Source organism: Bartonella koehlerae C-29, assembly GCF_000706625.1.
GTDB classification, from domain to species: Bacteria; Pseudomonadota; Alphaproteobacteria; order Rhizobiales; family Rhizobiaceae; genus Bartonella; species Bartonella koehlerae.
Window position 1 is genome coordinate 690,232 of record NZ_KL407334.1, and the last position, 18,207, is coordinate 708,438.

14 protein-coding genes and 1 pseudogene are annotated in these 18,207 nt (G+C 37.8%); 11 read left to right on the forward strand and 4 right to left on the reverse strand.

Features of this window, described 5'->3' with window-relative positions:
* Positions 1-164: 164 nt before the first annotated feature.
* The 5 genes and pseudogenes from O9A_RS02935 (at position 165) to edd (ending at position 7,119) form a co-directional block, all read left to right on the forward strand.
* Entirely contained in the window at positions 165-1,592 is a 1,428-nt protein-coding gene (locus tag O9A_RS02935; RefSeq protein ID WP_034460173.1) for a glutamine synthetase family protein, read from the forward strand.
* A gap of 11 nt (positions 1,593-1,603) precedes the next feature.
* Positions 1,604-2,887 carry an NAD(P)/FAD-dependent oxidoreductase gene (locus O9A_RS02940; RefSeq protein WP_034458622.1) on the forward strand — a complete coding sequence of 428 codons (1,284 nt, stop codon included), beginning with the start codon at positions 1,604-1,606 and terminating at the stop codon, positions 2,885-2,887.
* 117 nt (positions 2,888-3,004) lie between these two features.
* Positions 3,005-4,480 carry a glucose-6-phosphate dehydrogenase gene (gene zwf, locus O9A_RS02945; RefSeq protein ID WP_034458624.1) on the forward strand — a complete coding sequence of 492 codons (1,476 nt, stop codon included), beginning with the start codon at positions 3,005-3,007 and terminating at the stop codon, positions 4,478-4,480.
* Positions 4,481-4,490: 10 nt separating this feature from the next.
* Entirely contained in the window at positions 4,491-5,258 is a 768-nt protein-coding gene (gene pgl, locus O9A_RS02950) for a 6-phosphogluconolactonase (RefSeq protein ID WP_034458626.1), read from the forward strand.
* Between the two features lie 37 nt (positions 5,259-5,295).
* Positions 5,296-7,119: pseudogene (gene edd / locus O9A_RS08105) on the forward strand (phosphogluconate dehydratase).
* 56 nt (positions 7,120-7,175) lie between these two features.
* On the opposite strand, the gene folD reads toward edd, so the two are convergent.
* Entirely contained in the window at positions 7,176-8,075 is a 900-nt protein-coding gene (gene folD, locus O9A_RS02960; RefSeq protein ID WP_034458628.1) for a bifunctional methylenetetrahydrofolate dehydrogenase/methenyltetrahydrofolate cyclohydrolase FolD, read from the reverse strand.
* Between the two features lie 316 nt (positions 8,076-8,391).
* Between folD and O9A_RS02965 the strand changes: the two genes are divergently transcribed.
* Positions 8,392-10,266, forward strand: coding sequence for an AsmA family protein (locus O9A_RS02965; RefSeq protein ID WP_034458638.1), 1,875 nt, complete (start codon positions 8,392-8,394; stop codon positions 10,264-10,266).
* Between the two features lie 49 nt (positions 10,267-10,315).
* Here the strand turns inward: O9A_RS02965 and O9A_RS02970 are convergent, their stop codons facing one another.
* A complete protein-coding gene (locus tag O9A_RS02970) occupies positions 10,316-10,498 on the reverse strand; it encodes a hypothetical protein (RefSeq protein ID WP_051665631.1) in 183 nt (60 codons plus the stop codon).
* Positions 10,499-10,707: 209 nt separating this feature from the next.
* Here O9A_RS02970 and O9A_RS02975 point away from each other — a divergent pair, with 209 nt between their 5' ends.
* From O9A_RS02975 to O9A_RS02985, 3 genes are all read left to right on the forward strand, one after another.
* On the forward strand, positions 10,708-11,451 hold the full coding sequence (locus O9A_RS02975) for a 16S rRNA (uracil(1498)-N(3))-methyltransferase (RefSeq protein ID WP_034458642.1): 744 nt from the start codon (positions 10,708-10,710) through the stop codon (positions 11,449-11,451).
* A 67-nt stretch (positions 11,452-11,518) separates the two neighbouring features.
* The gene (locus O9A_RS02980; RefSeq protein ID WP_034458644.1) at positions 11,519-12,892 is read left to right on the forward strand and encodes a glutamate--cysteine ligase; all 1,374 of its coding nucleotides are present in this window, start codon (positions 11,519-11,521) and stop codon (positions 12,890-12,892) included.
* Positions 12,893-13,793: 901 nt separating this feature from the next.
* The gene (locus O9A_RS02985; RefSeq protein WP_034458646.1) at positions 13,794-15,149 is read left to right on the forward strand and encodes an L-cystine transporter; all 1,356 of its coding nucleotides are present in this window, start codon (positions 13,794-13,796) and stop codon (positions 15,147-15,149) included.
* Positions 15,150-15,163: 14 nt separating this feature from the next.
* On the opposite strand, the gene O9A_RS02990 is transcribed toward O9A_RS02985, so the two are convergent.
* Complete coding sequence (locus O9A_RS02990) at positions 15,164-16,048, reverse strand: methyltransferase domain-containing protein (RefSeq protein WP_034458648.1); 885 nt, start codon at positions 16,046-16,048, stop codon at positions 15,164-15,166.
* A gap of 185 nt (positions 16,049-16,233) precedes the next feature.
* Between O9A_RS02990 and O9A_RS02995 the strand changes: the two genes are divergently transcribed.
* Both O9A_RS02995 and grxC read left to right on the forward strand, forming a co-directional pair.
* On the forward strand, positions 16,234-17,019 hold the full coding sequence (locus O9A_RS02995; protein ID WP_034458650.1) for a ComF family protein: 786 nt from the start codon (positions 16,234-16,236) through the stop codon (positions 17,017-17,019).
* A gap of 48 nt (positions 17,020-17,067) precedes the next feature.
* Positions 17,068-17,331 (forward strand): glutaredoxin 3, encoded by a 264-nt coding sequence (gene grxC, locus O9A_RS03000; protein ID WP_034458652.1) that lies wholly within the window; start codon positions 17,068-17,070, stop codon positions 17,329-17,331.
* Positions 17,332-17,342: 11 nt separating this feature from the next.
* Here the strand turns inward: grxC and ubiG are convergent, their stop codons facing one another.
* Entirely contained in the window at positions 17,343-18,086 is a 744-nt protein-coding gene (gene ubiG, locus O9A_RS03005) for a bifunctional 2-polyprenyl-6-hydroxyphenol methylase/3-demethylubiquinol 3-O-methyltransferase UbiG (RefSeq protein WP_034458654.1), read from the reverse strand.
* Positions 18,087-18,207: the final 121 nt, after the last annotated feature.

Sequence of the window (18,207 nt, forward strand, 5' to 3'; positions counted from 1 at the left end):
TTTTATACGATAAACAGCTTATAATAATTACAAGGTCTTTTTTACCTTGATGGCAATTGTGTCATTCTTTAAAAATTAAGTTCATAAAGTTTTTTTGTGACGTTCATGTATGGGATGATACCATAAAAGCGCGATACTTGAGTGTTTTTTTAAGTTGGTGTGTTATGGCGGTGAAAAATGATAAACAAATGAAAAGGAAAGATTCTAAGCTTGCTTCTAATTTTCTCAAGAATTTACGTGGAGTAGATAATTGGGAGGAAGTTTCACAATGGCTTGCATGCCGTAATGTAGAAGATATTGAATGTATTACACCTGATCAAGCGGGTGTAGCCCGTGGTAAGATGATGCTTTCTAAAAAATTTACATCGGAAACGTCTTTAGCATTGCCTTCAGCCGTTTTTATGGCCACAATTTCAGGAGATTATCCTGAAGATGGTCATGGTTTTGAGTATCCTAAAACAGATGGCGATTTACGCCTTGAACCTGATCTTTCTACATTAAGTATTGTACCATGGGAAGAAGCCCCTACTGCACAAGTGATTTGTGATCTTGTGTATCAAAATGGTGAAGTTGTTGATTACACACCACGAAATGTTTTGCGAACAGTGGTCGATTTTTACACACAAATGGATTTAAAACCTGTTGTCTCACCAGAAATTGAATTTTATTTGGTGCAGAAAAATCCAGATCCTGATTATCCTTTAGTTCCTCCGGTTGGTCGTTCTGGACGTTCAATTGGTGGAGGACAAGGCTATTCGATTGCTGGTGTGAATGAATTTGATGATTTAATTGATGATATTTACCATTTTTCGGAAGCGCAAGGGCTAGAAATTGACACGCTTATTCATGAAGAAGGAGCAGGTCAGTTTGAAATTAATTTACGTCATGGCGATCCAATTGAGTTAGCTGATCAGGTTTTTATGTTTAAACGAACGATTCGTGAAGCTGCATTGAAGCATAATATGTATGCAACTTTTATGGCTAAGCCTATTCAAGGGCAACCTGGTTCTGCTATGCATATTCACCAATCGGTTGTTGATAAGAAAACGGGTATGAATATTTTTACACAGAAAGATGGAGAAGAAAGTGTTTGTTTTCGCTATTTTATTGGTGGATTACAAAGGCATATGGCTGGTGTTTTTGTGATGCTTGCTCCTTATGTTAATTCTTATAGACGTCTTGTACCTGATCTTTCGGCGCCTGTTAATTTGCGATGGGGATATGATAATCGTACTACAGCTTTTCGTGTACCTCGTTCTGCTCCTCGAGCACGGCGTGTTGAGAATAGACTTCCTTCATCAGATGCTAACCCTTATTTAGCGCTTGCGGCTTCTTTAGTGTGTGGTCTTATCGGATTACAGCAAAAGCTTGAACCAGATGAGCCGACAACGAGGAATGTGAATGCTGATAATATTGAATTACCGCGTGGACTTATTGAGGCTGTCAATTTATTTGAACAAGATACAGCAGTAAGGGTTATTCTAGGAGATGTATTTGTAAGTACTTATGCTGCCATCAAACGACAAGAGTTTGAAACTTTTATGGAAGTAATTAGCCCGTGGGAACGTGAATATCTTTTGTTGAATGTTTAAATTTTATCACGATGATTGAGTATAATCCGATTTCTCCAGAAATTTCTTGGTATGAAGACACTTTAGAAGAGCGTCCTTCTTATCCATTTTTTGACGGACAGTGTCAATATGATGTGGTTATTATTGGTGGTGGATTTACTGGGCTTTCGGCTGCTTACCATCTCGCTAAGGCTGGAGTTAGTGTTGTTTTGTGTGAAGCTTCGCGTTTTGGTGATGGTGCCTCAGGGCGCAATGGTGGGCAATTGGGAACGGGGCAACGACAATGGGTGGAAAATTTAGAGAAAAAATATGGTTTTGAACGAAGTAAAGCACTGTTTGATTTAGCTGAAGAAGCCAAAAGGGATATTTTGTCTTGGTGTGCGATGCCTGATTGTCAGTGTGATTTTATGGAAGGACAATTTTCTGTGATCCATAAAAGGCGTGGGGTAATATCTTATCAACGGCATGTTGAGATGATGCAGCGTTATGGTTATTATGATCTTACTTTTATGGACAGGGATGAAACAGCTAAACGACTTGGCTCGTCTTTTTATTATGGTGGTCTTTATGATGCTCATACTGGTCATATAAATCCCTTAAAGCTGGTTGTTTGGTTGGCAAAAAAAGCCAAAAATGCTGGCGCTACACTTTATGAGAAGACAAAAGTTACTGCGGTAAATCGTAAGGGGCGCCATTGGGTAGTGATAACAGAACGAGGAAAGATAAAGGCTGAACATGTTTTATTGGCAACCAATGCCTATAAGTTTGGACTTCAGAGTTTTGTTGAGAAAAATATTGTTTCTATCCGCTCTTATATTGGGGCAACAGAACCATTATCAAAAGAAAGCTCCATTCTTCCGGGAGGCGAATCGGTAGATGATTCTCGTTTTATGGTTCGCTATTTTCGTAAAAGCGTTGACAATCGCTTGTTATTTGGTGGAGTAGAAAGTTATGATAATCAGCATCCCGTAGATTTAGAAGAACGTATACGAGGACAAATTGCTGAAATTTATCCTCATCTCAAATCTATAAATCTCACGCATTGTTGGGGAGCAACGGTTGCTATAACAATTGAGCGCATGCCTTATGTTCGCCAACTTCTACCAGGTATGATTTATTGCGGCGGTTATTCGGGGCATGGGGTTATGCTTGCTCCTTTTATGGGGAAATTATATGCTGAATGGTTAACTGGGAAGCGTGAGCGTTTTGCGTATTTTCAGAATTTAAAGATTTCACCTTTTCCAGGGGGAAGAATACTGCGTTACCCGCTTGTATTTTTTGCGATGCATTGGTTTTCTTTGATGGATCATTTTTAATGGGACATCATTTGAAATGAATGAAATTAATGGCTTGTTTAGCATCTGTCAGCTTTAATGATAAGCTTCTATAAATTATTTAATCTTTTATAATTGAATGGAAAGAGAGACGAGTTTATGGTGAGTAAAATTATTCCAGTCTCTCCCTTTGACTGTATTGTTTTTGGTGGCAATGGTGATTTAGCATCCCGCAAACTTATACCTGCTTTATACCGTTGTCAGTGTGTTGGGCAATTGAATGAGCTAACACGTATTATTGGGGTTTCGCGTTCTTCGTTGAGTAGTGAAGAGTATCAAAATTTTGTTTGTGCTTCTTTAGAAGAATATATTCATCCAAGAGATCTCAATCAAATTGAACTCAATCGTTTTCTTGCCCGTTTAACCTATGTTTCTGTTGATATTACATCAAACCGGGGGTGGGGAGATCTCGCTTTACTGCTCTCAAAAGATCCAGCTGATATTCGAGCTTTTTATTTAGCGGTTGGTTCACCCCTTTTTGGTGATATTGCGATGAGATTGGGACAAAATGGTTTAGTGACGCAAAAAACACGGATTATCATTGAAAAACCTATTGGCCATAATGCAGAGACAGCAGTTCAACTCAATGATACATTTGCAAGCGTATTTGATGAAAATCAAATTTTTCGCATTGACCATTATCTTGGCAAGGAAACCGTTCAAAATTTGATGGCATTGCGGTTTGTTAATACACTTTATGAGCCGTTATGGAACTCCAGTTATATTGATCATGTTCAGATAACGGTGGCTGAATCTTTAGGATTGGAAGGGCGTGTAGAATATTATGAGAGTGCAGGCGCACTACGCGACATGGTACAAAATCATATGCTACAATTGCTCTGTTTAGTTGCTATGGAAATACCATTTACCAACAGTGCGAATGCCGTGCGTGATGAAAAACTTAAAGTTTTGCATTCTTTAATGCCTCTCGATGTTCATAATGTAGAGCAATATACTGTACGTGGGCAATATCTTTCTGGTATATTGGATGATGTTTCTGTGAAATCTTATCTTGATGATTTGGGGAAAGAGGTTAGTAGGAGTGAAACATTTGTAGCGCTTAAAACTAAGATTGATAATTGGCGGTGGGCAGATACGCCTTTTTATTTGCGAACAGGTAAACGTATGGCCACGCAGATGTCTGAAATTGTTGTCGTTTTCAAACCCATTCCCCATAATATTTTTGAGACGGATTCGAGTGAAATTTTTTCTAATCGGCTCGTCATTCGTCTCCAGCCTGATGAAGGCGTAAAACAATGGTTGATGATTAAGGATCCAGGTCCTGGCGGTATGCGATTTCGTCATATTCCATTGGACATGAGTTTTGCATCTGCATTTTCTCAGCGTAATCCTGATGCTTATGAACGCTTATTAATGGATGTTATTCGCGGAGATCAAACACTCTTTATGCGTCGTGATGAAGTTGAAGCTGCTTGGCGTTGGATTGATCCGATTCTTGAGGGATGGGAGTCCATAAAGCAGCCTGTCCACGGTTATAACGCTGGTTCATGGGGACCATCTGCTTCGACACTTTTGATGGAACGTGATGGGCGTATATGGAATAACTTGGTTTAGAGCGATAAATATGTATGGAATAAATATCGACCGTTTAAATTTTGCAACACCCACTGCCCTTGCTTTAGCATTAGCTGATCGAGTCGCAGCAGAGCTTAGTGTGTCTGTTCTTGAGCGTAAGCGAGCGATTTTGGCAGTTTCTGGTGGTAAAACACCAGAATTATTTTTTCATCATTTGTCAAAAGCTGATATTGATTGGGAAAACATCATCATTACTTTGGTTGATGAACGTTTTGTACCTGTTCATCATGAGCGTTCAAACGAACATGTCGTGCGACGCTATTTGTTACAAAATTTTGCGGCTAGAGCGCGTTTTGTGGGACTTTATCAGAAGGCAAATACCGTTGAACTTGCCGCTTTTTCAGCAGCGAGTCGTATCAATGTTTTGCCTAAACCATTTGATGTGATTGTTTTAGGAATGGGGGTTGATGGGCATACTGCTTCTTTTTTTCCTGATTCTGATCGTTTGAAACAAGCACTTGATCTTCAGACGCAAGCGCTCGTTTTACCACTTCATACGAAGAGTACTCTTGAGCCAAGACTTACGCTCACTTTGCCAGTTATAATGCAATCTCGTTGCATTATTCTCCATTTTGAAGGTTTTCAGAAACGCGATTGTTTTGAAACAGTTTGTCGGAACGGATCTGAAATGGAAATGCCTGTTCGAGCGGTTTTACGCAATGCTCATCATCTTGTTCAGGTTTATTGGTCGCCTACAGAAAATGAAATAACTGAAGCAGAACATAGGACCAGTAAAGTAAATACGCAATCCCTTTAACTCATGATAGGATGCGTAAATGAAAGGGAGAATAAACATGACACTCTCAAAGACAATTGCTACGGTTATGCGAAGAATTTGTGAACGTTCTGCCTCAACGCGGGAAGTTTATATCTAGATCGTATTTCAAAAGCGTAGGAAAATCATCCCGAGCGGAGTTTTTTTGAGGATGTGTCAATCAAGCCCATGGTTTTGCAGCCTGGGGTCCAATAAATAAAAAGCATTTGAATCATAATATCGTTGGAAACATTGGTATTATTATTACGTATAATGATATACTTTCAGCCCATAAACCTTTTGAGAGTTTTTCTCACTTAATTAAAGAGGCAGCCCGTATGGTTGATGGTGTGGCACAAGTGGCAGGTGGTGTGTTTGCGATGTGTAATGGTGTCACACAAAGGAATGCGGGAATGAAACTTTCCCTTTTTTCGCATGACGTGATTGCCATGGCGAGCTATAGGTTTATCACATGATATATTTGATGCAGTACTCTACCTCGAGGTTTGTGACAAAATCGTACCTGGTTTGGTGATTGGTGCACTAACATGGCTCCTTACCAGGAATTTTTGTTCCGGCTGGTCCCATGACAAGTAGTTAAGGCAATGATAAAAAAGCGAAAATATGCCAGCTTTATGCAGAAAATAAGATAGATCGTCAAACACTGTTGGAATCGGAAGACCGTTATTATCATGAGCCAGAAACATGTACATTTTATAGGAAGACTAACTCAAATCAGGTGATACTGGAGATGATAGGGGCTCCACATGCCGGGAAGCTCTTTCATCAATGCGAATACACCTTTGTGTGATGCTTTAACAAAGGAAGCTAGGAAGCGTGTACTTGAAATGACAGCTCTTAGCGATAGTCACAGTCTATTTGCTATGATAGTGGATGAGCTCTCTTTCGTGAACGCTATTTTAGGCTTAAATACAACGGGAGGATCTAATAATCATGCATTCATTTAATTGCTATGGCTGCTGCTGGTGGTATTCAATTGACACGGCGTGATATTGCAGAGATTTCGTCAGTTGTTCCCTTTTTAACGCGGATTTACCCTAATGGTTTGGTTGATATCAACCATTTTCACAAGCTGGTGGTATAGGATTCGTTATTCGTGAATTGATTAAGGAAGGTTTAGTTCATAAAGATGTTTGTACAGTTTTTGGTAAAGATTTCAATGCTTATGCAATTGGAGCAAAGCTTTACACTGATAGCAATATGGTGCGTGAGCCTGCTCTTAATGAGAGTTCTAATCATAAAGTATTAGAAGGGTGGAAGAAGCCGTTTCAGCCTGATGGTGGTATCCGTATTTTATCGGAAGATTTAGGCACAGCTATTATGAAAATTTCATCTGTCAAATCAGAGCATTGGCGGATTGAAGCTTTAGTTCTTGTCTTTAATGATCAAGAAGAACTGCAAAAGGGCTTTTAAAGCCGAGGGTATTGAATGATAAAGACTTTATTACTGTTATTCGTTATCAAGTGCCAAAAGCCAATGGTATGCTAGAGCTTCATAAATTAACGATAATTTTAGCTGTTTTACAAGATCGTGGTCAAAAGATAGCATTGGTAACGGATGATCATATGTCTGGTGCTTCAGGAAAAATCCCTGCTGCAATTTATGTGACACAAGAAGCTTTGAATGATGGCCCGATTGTGCGTTTGCAGGATGGTGACGTCGTTTGTCGTAATGTTTATGTGGGTAAATTAGTTATTTTAGAAGATAAGGTAGAATTAACGCACGAACAATTACCCCTCTTGACTTTGAAAAGAATGAATATGGCGTTGGACGTGAGCTTTTTCATATTTTTTACCACTCCGTTAATCGTGCAGATCAAGGAATATCTGTGCTTATAGCATGACTAAAGAGCGAAAAGTAGATAAAGTAATGCATATGCAATGAAAGTGCATACAATCCTTAGAATTTTGGTATGGGAAGGTTATGTAATCGAGCTGCAGCTTTGAGCGTATTAACCATAAGCATAGCGATTGTCATTGGTCCAACTCCTCCTGGAACAGGGGTAATTGCAGCAGCTTTTTCTTTTATTTCTTCAAAATCGACATCACCAACAAGACGTGTCTTTCCTACGCCTTTTTCTGGTGCTGCAACGCGGTTAATGCCAACGTCAATAACAACGGCACCATTTTTAACCCAATACTTTTTAATCATTTGTGGGCGACCTACAGCTGCTACTAAGATATCGGCGCTACGACACACATCATCAAGATCACGGGTACGACTATGAGCGATTGTCACAGTGGCATTTGCTGCTGTTAAGAGGGTGGCCATAGGTTTACCAACAATATTTGAGCGTCCAACAACAACGGCATCAAGACCAGATAAATCTCGTCCACATTGTTGTTCAATCATCATCATGACACCAGCTGGAGTACAAGGAATGATAGCGTCTTCAAGTGCATTTGCTGTGAGTTTTCCTATATTGATATAATGAAAACCATCAACATCTTTTTGGAAAGCGATGGCTTGTGTTATGCTGTTTGTATTAATATGGGCAGGGAGGGGAAGTTGCACCAAAATACCGTGGATTTGGGGATCGGAATTTAATGTTGCAATGAGTTGAAGGAGTTCTTTTTCCTGTGTTTCTTTTGAAATTATATGTTTGATTGAAAAAAAACCACATTCTTCGGCTTTTTTGCTTTTTGATGTAACATATACTTGGCTTGCTGGGTCGTCTCCAACAATAATGACAGCGATACCAGGTTGTATCTTATAGTTATTGCGCAGTTTTGTTGTTTCAGCCTTAACTTTCACAATAATTTTTTCAGCGAGCTTCTTTCCGTCAATAATATTGTTCATGGGAGCAATCCTTTCATAAGGGCTGTTTGTTTTTTTTGTAAAGCATTTGCTGACGATACAATAGAGCTTTGTAGCAGTATTAATCTGGGAATGCTAAGGATGGTTTGATAATGTTATATATTTGTTTTCGAGAAATTTTAGAATAATTACTTTATTAAGCAGCAGCAACATTGCCGTTTCAATAAACTTTGGATAAGAACAAGAATAATGCAGTTATTAACTAATATATAACGGATTTTAAGATTATAAGAAGTTTTTTAACGATATTGAGATGTGCTTTTAATCTGTTATAGGGGCAAAAGTGTAGAGGAAGATTGTGCACGCCAGAATAATAAAATTTTTGAGCGGGATTTTTATTACAATTATTGTTTTATTTGGAGTTGGTATTTTCATTTTACCTTATCTTGTATCGACAGATGCGATTCGTATTCGTTTAGCACAGGATTTGAGTGCGTGGACAGGCTATAATGTGGAATTGCGTGATCCACCGCAATTGGATCTTTTTCCTTACCCTAAAGCGTATCTTTCCGGTATTACTTTAACATCAAAAATGAATAATGCTGCACCTCTCATGGAAGCTGAATCGATAGAAGTTGATCTTTCTTTGGTGAATCTTCTTTGGGGGCATATTTCTTTTTCAGAGACGCGAATTGTGCGTCCTCAATTTATTATTGAAAAGCCTGTTAAGACAGTAGCGGATTTTTTTGCTAAATTTTCGCGGTCACGAGGTGCATTAGGATTAGCGATACGTAATGCTCGTGAAATATTGAAGCATAACTCTGATAAGCCAGATACAAAGCGTCTTTTGAAGCAACCTTTTGGGCGGATTATTATTGAAAATGGCGTTCTCGTATATCATGATAGTATTTCTAGCATAGCAGAAAAAATAACGGGATTAAATGCTGTTTTAGATTGGCCAGAATCCACACAGGAAGCGCGATTTCGTGCAGATGCTCGTTGGCGGGGAGAATTGACAAAATTATCAATTAATGCTGATCAAGCATTACTGCTTTTAGCAGGAGGGAAAAGCCAGGTTAAGGCAAGTCTCAATTCTGTGCGTGGTGGTATAACCTTTATAGGGCAGGCACGGTTATCTGAATACTATGTTTTTGACGGAAAAGTATCGATGCGCTCTCCGGGTTGGAATCAGACATTGGCTTGGATTGGAAACAATCAGTTTTGGGGGCATAGATTAAAAGAACCTATTGTATGGGAGTCTCGCTTTGTAGCACAGCCAATGCATATTCAAATGGATAATGTTACATTTACGATGGGTACAGCAAGTGCGCGTGGAGCTTTAGAAATTGGTTTTCAGGACTATGTACCAATTATAATTGGATCTTTAGCATTTGATAATTTAGATTTTAATCTCTTGAGATCAGTATTTTCTTCAGTTAAGAAAAAGAATCCATTTCTTGATATGGCAGATCGTATTAGGGTAGATGTACGGCTTTCTGCACCACAAGCAAAAGTAGGAAATGTTATATTGACTGATTTAGCTGCTGCCATACAAATAAAAAATGGGGATGGCATTTTTGATCTTGGATATGCTAACGTTTTTGGTGGGACACTTCAAAGCAATATTCAAATAACATCAGTTGGTCAGAAAGTGCAACTTAAAGGACGTGTTTCAGGGACTTCCATTGATACCCAGGTTGCTGCAGAAGCGCTAGGAATACGCCCATTTGCACAGTCCAAAGCTAATTTTATCATGACAGTAAAGACCTTTGCCAGTTTTTGGTCGGAAATTTTTGCGAAAATGCAGGGTGAATTAACACTGAATATGTTTTCTGGACGCTTGTTAGGATATGATTTGGATGATTTGCAGACAAAACTTTTTAAAAAGGAACAATTTCTTTTAATGAATCATGATTCCTTATCCACAGTCTTTGATCATTGGGATATTCAAACAAGATTTTCAGACGGCTCAATTACTGTGATTGAATCATTGATGCGTACGGCGGATTGGAGTTTATCCATTCAAGGAGCAATTGATGCTGCGATTGCTCAAGATCAACAGAATGAATTGACGTTACAGGCACAACTACGAAAAAATAATAATTCAGAAACTCTATGTAGAGATGTCGAATGTCTTGCGAATAATCTTGCGTGGCCTTTTTCTTTTTCTCTTAGCTCTAAAGGGCAGGAGCGAGGCAATTTTTGGGTTAAAAAAGACATTGATAGGAACTGATCATTGTTTTTCATTATGAGCAGGAATTTTAGAAAATTATTGAAAAACATTATATGAATATAAAATTTTGAAAATATGTAGCAGATACTTTTTGAATTTGAGAGGAGATGCCATAACCATCTTCTGTGATTGTGCGCTTCCCATCTGCTCCAACGGAGCCAATTCCTATAGTAATGAGAATAAAGGCGAAGAGGGTTGTAATAGTAATAATCGTAGCTTTTTTAGCAGACATATTTTCCTTCCAATCATTTAGATGCAATAGTAATAGTTGTATTATTACAAACCTGTATAAAAGCAGAATCATTTAATATTCTCTTTGTTCCCACTTTTATCTCATAAATGTAAAAAAAATTTTTATAGTTTTATAGATATAATGTTTTCTTTTTGTTATATATTTTCTTTATTTTTTCAACGATCATAGTGAGTTTGGCACAATTTTTTATGCACATGAATTATAAACTTAAAAGATTATTTATTCGACAGCCACTTGTCATAAATGAAAAAATAAAGATAGAAGGACCACAAGCTTCTTATATTGTACATGTTCTGCGTATGCAAGAAGGAGCGGAAATTTTACTTTTTAATGGACAGGATGGTGAGTGGCTTGCTAAACTTATCACCATTAAGAAAAAGTTTGTTGTAGTTCAGCTTATCCATCAAGAAAGATTTCAAACAGCGCTTTCAAATCTCATTTACTGTTTTGCTCCTCTCAAAGCCGCGCGTTTGGATTACATGGTGCAAAAAGCTGTAGAAATGGGGGTATCGGTTTTGCAGCCTGTTATAACGCATCACACACAGGTCACGCGTATCAATATGGCACGTATGGAATCTAATGTTGTTGAGGCTTCTGAACAGTGTGGCATTTTATCTTTGCCTGAATGTGTACCTGCAGTGTCGTTAGCGGAGCTTTTAGCACGTTGGGATGAGACACAACCGTTGTTCTTTTGTAATGAAGCGCACAAATCGCATAATCCATTACCTCTTCTAAAAAAGCGTGAAATGATAGCGCCGGGTGTTCTCATTGGACCAGAAGGTGGCTTTAGTCAAGAAGAGCGGAACTTTTTAAAAAAACATCCTTTTGTAATTTCGATACCATTAGGTCCGCGTATTTTACGTGCTGACACTGCAGCTGTTGCTGCTTTAGCTCTTTTGAATGCCACGATAGGTGATTGGTCAATTGATTGAGAAATCTGTAAATCATTCTAAACAATTCTTTTAAAATGGTAGAACTAACGATAGGATATAATAAGTTATGGCACTTGATATAACTGATGAAAGTGAAATTTATAACTTAGATTCCTTGGTTAGCTATTTCCAAGGGGGGTGTAAAGCAGAGCATGATTGGCGTATTGGTACAGAACATGAAAAATTTCCCTTTTATAGAGATAATTTGCGTCCTGTTCCTTATGAAGGTTCGAGAGGAATACGCGCACTTTTAGAGGGAATGCAAAAAGCCTTAGGATGGGAGTCTATTTTAGATGAGGGAAATATTATTGGGCTCGTAGGATCGGTTGGTCAAGGTGCTATTTCTTTGGAACCTGGAGGACAATTTGAATTATCTGGTGCATTACTAAAAACAATTAGTGATACTTATTGCGAGGTAATTGAGCATTTAGCTCTTCTCAAGAAAATTTCAGAGCCATTGGGTATTGGTTTTCTAGGCATTGGTGCTAGTCCAAAGTGGACATTAACTGAAACTCCACGAATGCCTAAGTCACGTTATCGGATTATGGCCAATTATATGCCGAAAGTTGGTCATAGTGGTCTTGATATGATGTACCGCACATCGACTGTTCAGGTTAATCTTGATTTTTCATCTGAAACGGATATGCGGCGAAAAATGCAAGTATCAATGAAGTTGCAGTCTATTGCGACGGCGTTATTTGCCAGTTCACCTTTTACTGAAGGGAAGCCGAATGGCTTTTTATCTTGGCGTTCTGAAATTTGGTGCAATACTGATAATCAGAGGACTGGAGTCCTTCCCTTTATATTTTCTGAGCGTTTTGGTTTTGTGGATTACATTGAATGGGCACTTGATGTCCCGATGTATTTCGTTGTGCGTGACGGTCGTTATTACGATTGTACACATATAACTTTTCGTCAGTTTATGAACGGAGCATTAAGAGGGCAGGTTGCAAATGCAACACCCAATATGGGGGATTGGATTACTCATCTATCGACTTTGTTTCCTGAAGTACGCTTAAAACAATTTTTGGAAATGAGAGGTGCTGATTGTGGTTCTTGGAAGCGTATTTGTGCGTTGTCGGCTTTTTGGGTTGGAATTCTTTATGATAGTGAAGCGCTTAATGAAGCAGAGGCTCTAACAAAAGATTGGTGTTGTGAAGAAGTTTTGGACATGCGCAAACGTGTCACTAAAGAAGGGTTAAAAACACCTTTTCGTCAGACTACCATTTTAGAAATAGCCCGTCAGGTTGTTGCTATTTCGCGCAAGGGCTTAAAAAATCGTCGGCAGTATGATTCTAATGGTTTGGATGAGACAAATTTTTTGGTTCCCTTAGAAGAGGTTATTGCAATTGGGCAAACAGATGCTGATAAATTTTTGTCTCTTTATTATTCTATTTGGAATCAATCTGTGGAACCTGTTTTTTGGGAATGCGTTTATTAAACTTTAAAGCAAGAAAAGCCACTGTGTGGTTTCGGAAGAAGTGCATACTATTTTTACAGCTCATGCACAGGCTTGGTTTAAGAGAAATATCTCAACTTTTCCCAATTTAATATCTGACACTTGCCCGTGAAGGGCATTATACAAGATTATTGGGCACTGTCATCTCTTTTATTTATGCAATTAACAAATCGGCACCCTCATGATATTTTCTTAATCAAAAGTTGTCTCTATTTTTGCATTTAAACTGTTCATAAAAAGGTATATTTGGTCCTTTCTTAAAAGCTTTTTATTCATATGCCAATTCCGCTTGTGATGTAGCGAGCAAAAGATTTTTTAATTTACTTTAAAACAGGCTTAAAATGAGGGAATTTTGATTATATTCAAGGTTCCCATTTAAGTGAAAAAAGTAATAAATTGTTTTTATAAATTAATATATTAACAATAATAAAAAAGGTAAGTATGAAGACTTTCACAATATCGATAATAAAATTGGTAAGGATGATTTGATATCGTATTAAGAAAAAGAAGCCATGCAATTGTTCAGCAGTTTATATATCGTTACTAGAAGTCTTATCGTTTGACGTAGCAAGAGAGAATGATAACATTATGCATATGATAAAGCATATCAAAATTGTTCTTTTAGTATCAGGATCTAATGAATACTGTTTATATTTTATCCTGTTTAAAGATTTTATGGATAAGATAAAATAATTTCATTTGATTTTTTTATCTTCTTTAAACAGTTATTAGGAGATAAAAATTTCCCTTTGAACCTATAAATTAAAAAAATAATGATTTTATAAAAGCCTCTTAAGCTTTATATTTTATTTTGAATATCACACATTAATTTTGGACTGTGCATATTATTCAATATCAAGCATAACAATAGTGAGCATAAACAATGACATTTAATTTTTTCATCAATTTATTTCTATTTGTTATTTTTTTGTTATGGCTTGCCCAAAGTGAGAGGATGAAATGGAGCCTCTCACTACGTGTTATGCTAGGGCTTATCCTTGGCTTGATTTTTGGCAGTGTTTTACAGGTTATTTATGGAAAAGGTGAAGCTACTTTGTTGAAATCCGTTGAATGGTTTAACATTGTTGGTAGTGGTTATATCTTGTTACTGCAAATGATTGTTATGCCATTGGTTTTTATCTCTATCGTTTCAGCGGTTGCTCATTTGCATTCTGTTTATGCTGTTGGAAAAATGAGTATAATAACAATTTCAATATTGCTCTTTACAACTGCTCTTTCAGCGTTGGTTGGCGTTTTGGTAGTTAATGCCTTTGGATTAACAGCGAGTGGTTTGGTATATGAAAGGCAAAATGTTTCTACTGTTCTCGGGGATCATATTTCTCAACTTGGTGATATGAATATCCCAAATATGGTTTTATCCTTGATTCCTAAAAACCCCTTTGCTGAGTTAAGTGGAGCCAAGCGTACATCAGTTATCAGTGTTGTTATTTTTGCGTCGTTTTTAGGGGCTGCGGTTCTTCTTTTAAAGAAAGATGATCCAGATAAAGGAGAAAAAGCACTTTTATTTATTCAAGTGGCACAATCTTGGATTATGCGATTAGTCCGTATTGTGATTGCTTTGACGCCTTATGGTATTTTTGCACTTATGACTAAAGTAGGTGCATCTTCGCATGTTGCAGATATTTTAAATTTATTGATTTTTATTATCGCCTCCTATGTTGGTATTATCCTTATATTTGGAGTTCATGGTGTATTGCTCAGCATATCAGGAATTAATCCCTTCCGTTTTTTCAAAAAGGTTTTGCCGGTTTTGACATTTGCTTTTAGCAGTCGTTCAAGTGCTGCAAGTATTCCTTTAAATATTGAGGCCCAAACGCAATGGATTGGTGTACCGCAATCAATAGCTAGTTTTGCAGCCTCTTTTGGGGCAACAATTGGACAAAATGGTTGTGCAGGCCTTTATCCAGCAATGCTTGCGACTATGATAGCGCCTTCTATGGGTATTAATTCTCTTGATCCTACGTGGATTGCTGCTCTTGTTTGTGTTGTAACGTTGAGTTCTATTGGTGTTGCTGGTGTTGGTGGTGGTGCTATTTTCGCTGCATTAATAGTGTTGCCAATTATGGGGCTTCCTGTTTCTTTGGTTGCTGTACTTATGTCTATTGAACCTTTCGTTGATATGGGGCGTACAGCTCTCAATGTGAGTGATTCAATGTTGGCTGGAACTATAACTAGTCAGATGTTACGGGCAACGGATAAAAGCATCTTTGAAAAATAATTTTTATGTTAAGTCTATGTTTTTTTCGGTTGTTTTACTAAAACATCTGCAAGAGATATTTTCGCTGAGCCTGGCTGTGTAGGTTTTTGTTGATTTGGGTGAGGAGCCCAACCAGAGAGCCAAATAAAAGAAAAATGCGCGCGAATACGACCATCAGGATCGCTAAATCGTTGTGCATAGATTTCAGCTGCGCGGAGAAAAAAGCGCTTGGATACAGGGTGTCGTGAACGATTAATAAGCGCATTTTGCATTCCCATAGCTCTAAGGTCATTTATGAGGTCAAACATTGTATTGTAGCGTATTGTGACATCTTCAATATCTGCTACAGGGAGAGCAAAACCAATACGCTGTAAAAGAGCACCTACCTCACGAATATCGGCAAAAGGATAGATCCTTGGGCTTGTCCCGCCATAAATTTCAATTTCAGCTTGCAAAAGGCATTCACGTAATTCTGCGAGTGTACCTGCCCCTGCCATAACAGCCAGAAATAAGCCATCTGGTTTAAGGATATTTTTTATCTGACTAAGAACGCCAGGGGTATCATTGGTCAATTGTAGTGAAAGAAGTGAAACGATAAGATCACAATAATTTTGAGGAAAATCAAGAAATTCTCGAGAACGTAAATGAAATTTTTTGTCATAGCTTTGATAAAGCATGTTGGTTTCAACACGTTCTATAGAATGGACTTTACCAGATTTCATAAGAGTTTGTGCTGCAAGATCTGTATGGCTGTGTAAATCTAAAGCTAATGTAAAGAGACGATCAACAGTTCTGAGACGTTTATAGAGATCTTCAGCCATGTAGGACAGTAGAAAGTCATGTCCTTCTTTTACTTTTTGGAAAGCACGTTTGCGGAATTGTTCAATGCGATTATGATCAAAAATTAAAGGATACAACATATCGTTAAGGTCTTTCAATCTTTAATGAGTATAGTTTTGAAAGGGTTCATTTTTGCGCAAGCTTTGTCAAGTTTATGATGTGAAATAAAAATAAATTTCTAAGAAGTAAGAGTTTTTAAAGGAATTAAAACTAAAAATACAAAATATTTTTTTGTACAGGGAAGCTATAAAAGCCTAAATTAACGATGTTCTGTTTTCAAGAAGTGGCTTTAAATGGCGGGAATATATTAAATAAGTTTATTGAGCGCTTGCTAACAATTTTGTATCCGCCGATTTGCCCTGGATGTAAGCAAAGAGTTTCTGCTTATAATACCATTTGCTCTGAGTGTTGGAAAAGTCTTCAATTTATTACAAAACCTTATTGCCCTGTTATGGGAGTCCCTTTTGTTTGTGATATGGGGGATGGTTTTCTCAGTGGCGAAGCGCTTCAGAATTCTCTACCTTTTTCGCGTGTTCGGTCGGTTATTGTTCATAAGGGGATAGCACAATCTCTGGTAACACGATTGAAATATGGTGATCATGTAGAATTGGCATCTTTGATGGCTAATTGGATGGTGTCTGCGGGACGTGAGATTATTGAAGATTGTGATATTATTATTTCCGTTCCTTTGCATTTTCGTCGTTTTTTGAAGCGACGTTATAATCAATCTGCTGAGCTTGCGCGTTATATTGCAATAGTTCAGAAAAAAGAATTTAAGCCCGGCTGGCTTGTACGTTGTCAGCATACTCGTCCGCAGGTGAATTTATCTGCTAGGGAGCGAAAATTGAATGTGCTGAATGCTTTTGAGGTGCCGCGTAGAGTTAAAAAATATCTACAGGGACGTTCTATTTTATTAATTGATGATGTTTTCACAACAGGTGCGACAGTTACAGCAGCAGCTGCAACATTAAAGTGTGCAGGTGCGCGGCAGGTTGATGTACTAACATTTTCGCGTGTACTAAAAGAGGCTTCTATATTTCCTGATTCTTGAGAGAATCTTTAATTTATAAATACTTTGAAAACATTGGAGAATAACACTATGAAAGAGATAATACTCTATACACGTCCTAACTGTCCTTATTGCAAGAGAGCACGAGATTTGCTTGATAAAAAAGGTGTAAAATATACAGATATTGACGCATCAACTTCTCTTCGCCAAGAAATGGTGCAGCGAGCGAATGGACGTAATACATTTCCACAAATTTTTATAGGTGATTATCATGTCGGGGGGTGTGATGATCTTTACGCTTTAGAAGATGAGGGGAAGCTCAATCCTTTGTTGCAAGACGTACAGTCATTGTAGATTATGTTCGCTTAAGACTTTTTTGCTAGAAGCAGATAGTTAACGTCCATATCTTTTGAGAGATTCCAGCTGTCGTTTAATAGATTATAAGTAATACCGATCTCATCAACGATAGTTAGAGCGTTTTGTAATAAAAGTTTTTTAAGTTCTCGAGGTTTTATAAACTTTTTATAGTTGTGGGTTCCTTTCGGCAGCCAACGTAAAATATATTCAGCGCCGACAATAGCTAGCCCCCATGCTTTCCATGTACGATTGAGTGTTGAGATAAACATCAATCCTTGTGGCTTGAGCATTTTTGCTGTAGCCGCTATGAAGAAGTTAACATCAGCCACATGTTCAACAACTTCCATATTAAGAATGATGTCAAATTGTTCTCCTTTAATGGCAAGTGCTTCTGCAGTAGTGGTGCGGTAGTCAATTGAAAGGCCATTTTGGGTTGCATGGATTTTTGCGACTTCAATATTTGTTTGGGCAGCATCAGCTCCTAAAACCATAGCGCCAAGACGTGCCATTGGTTCGCATAACAAACCTCCTCCACAACCAATATCAAGGATTTTTAAATTTTCGAAGGGCATAAGTGAAACAGGATCACGATGAAATTCTAAACAGATTTTTTCTCTAACGTAAGCAAGGCGTGTTGGATTAAATTGATGAAGTGGCCGAAATTTTCCGTGTGGATTCCACCATTCAGCGGCAATACGCGAAAAATGGTCAATTTCACTTTGGTCAAGTGTAGTGTGTGTTTCATTTATCATATTGCTCTTCTCTTATTTTTTCATAATTTAAATCAAGTTGATTTTACCTAAAGTCAAGGGAAATTAAAACACATAGAGTGGACTTGCACAAATGATAGATATTGGGTATGTGAAAAGTGGT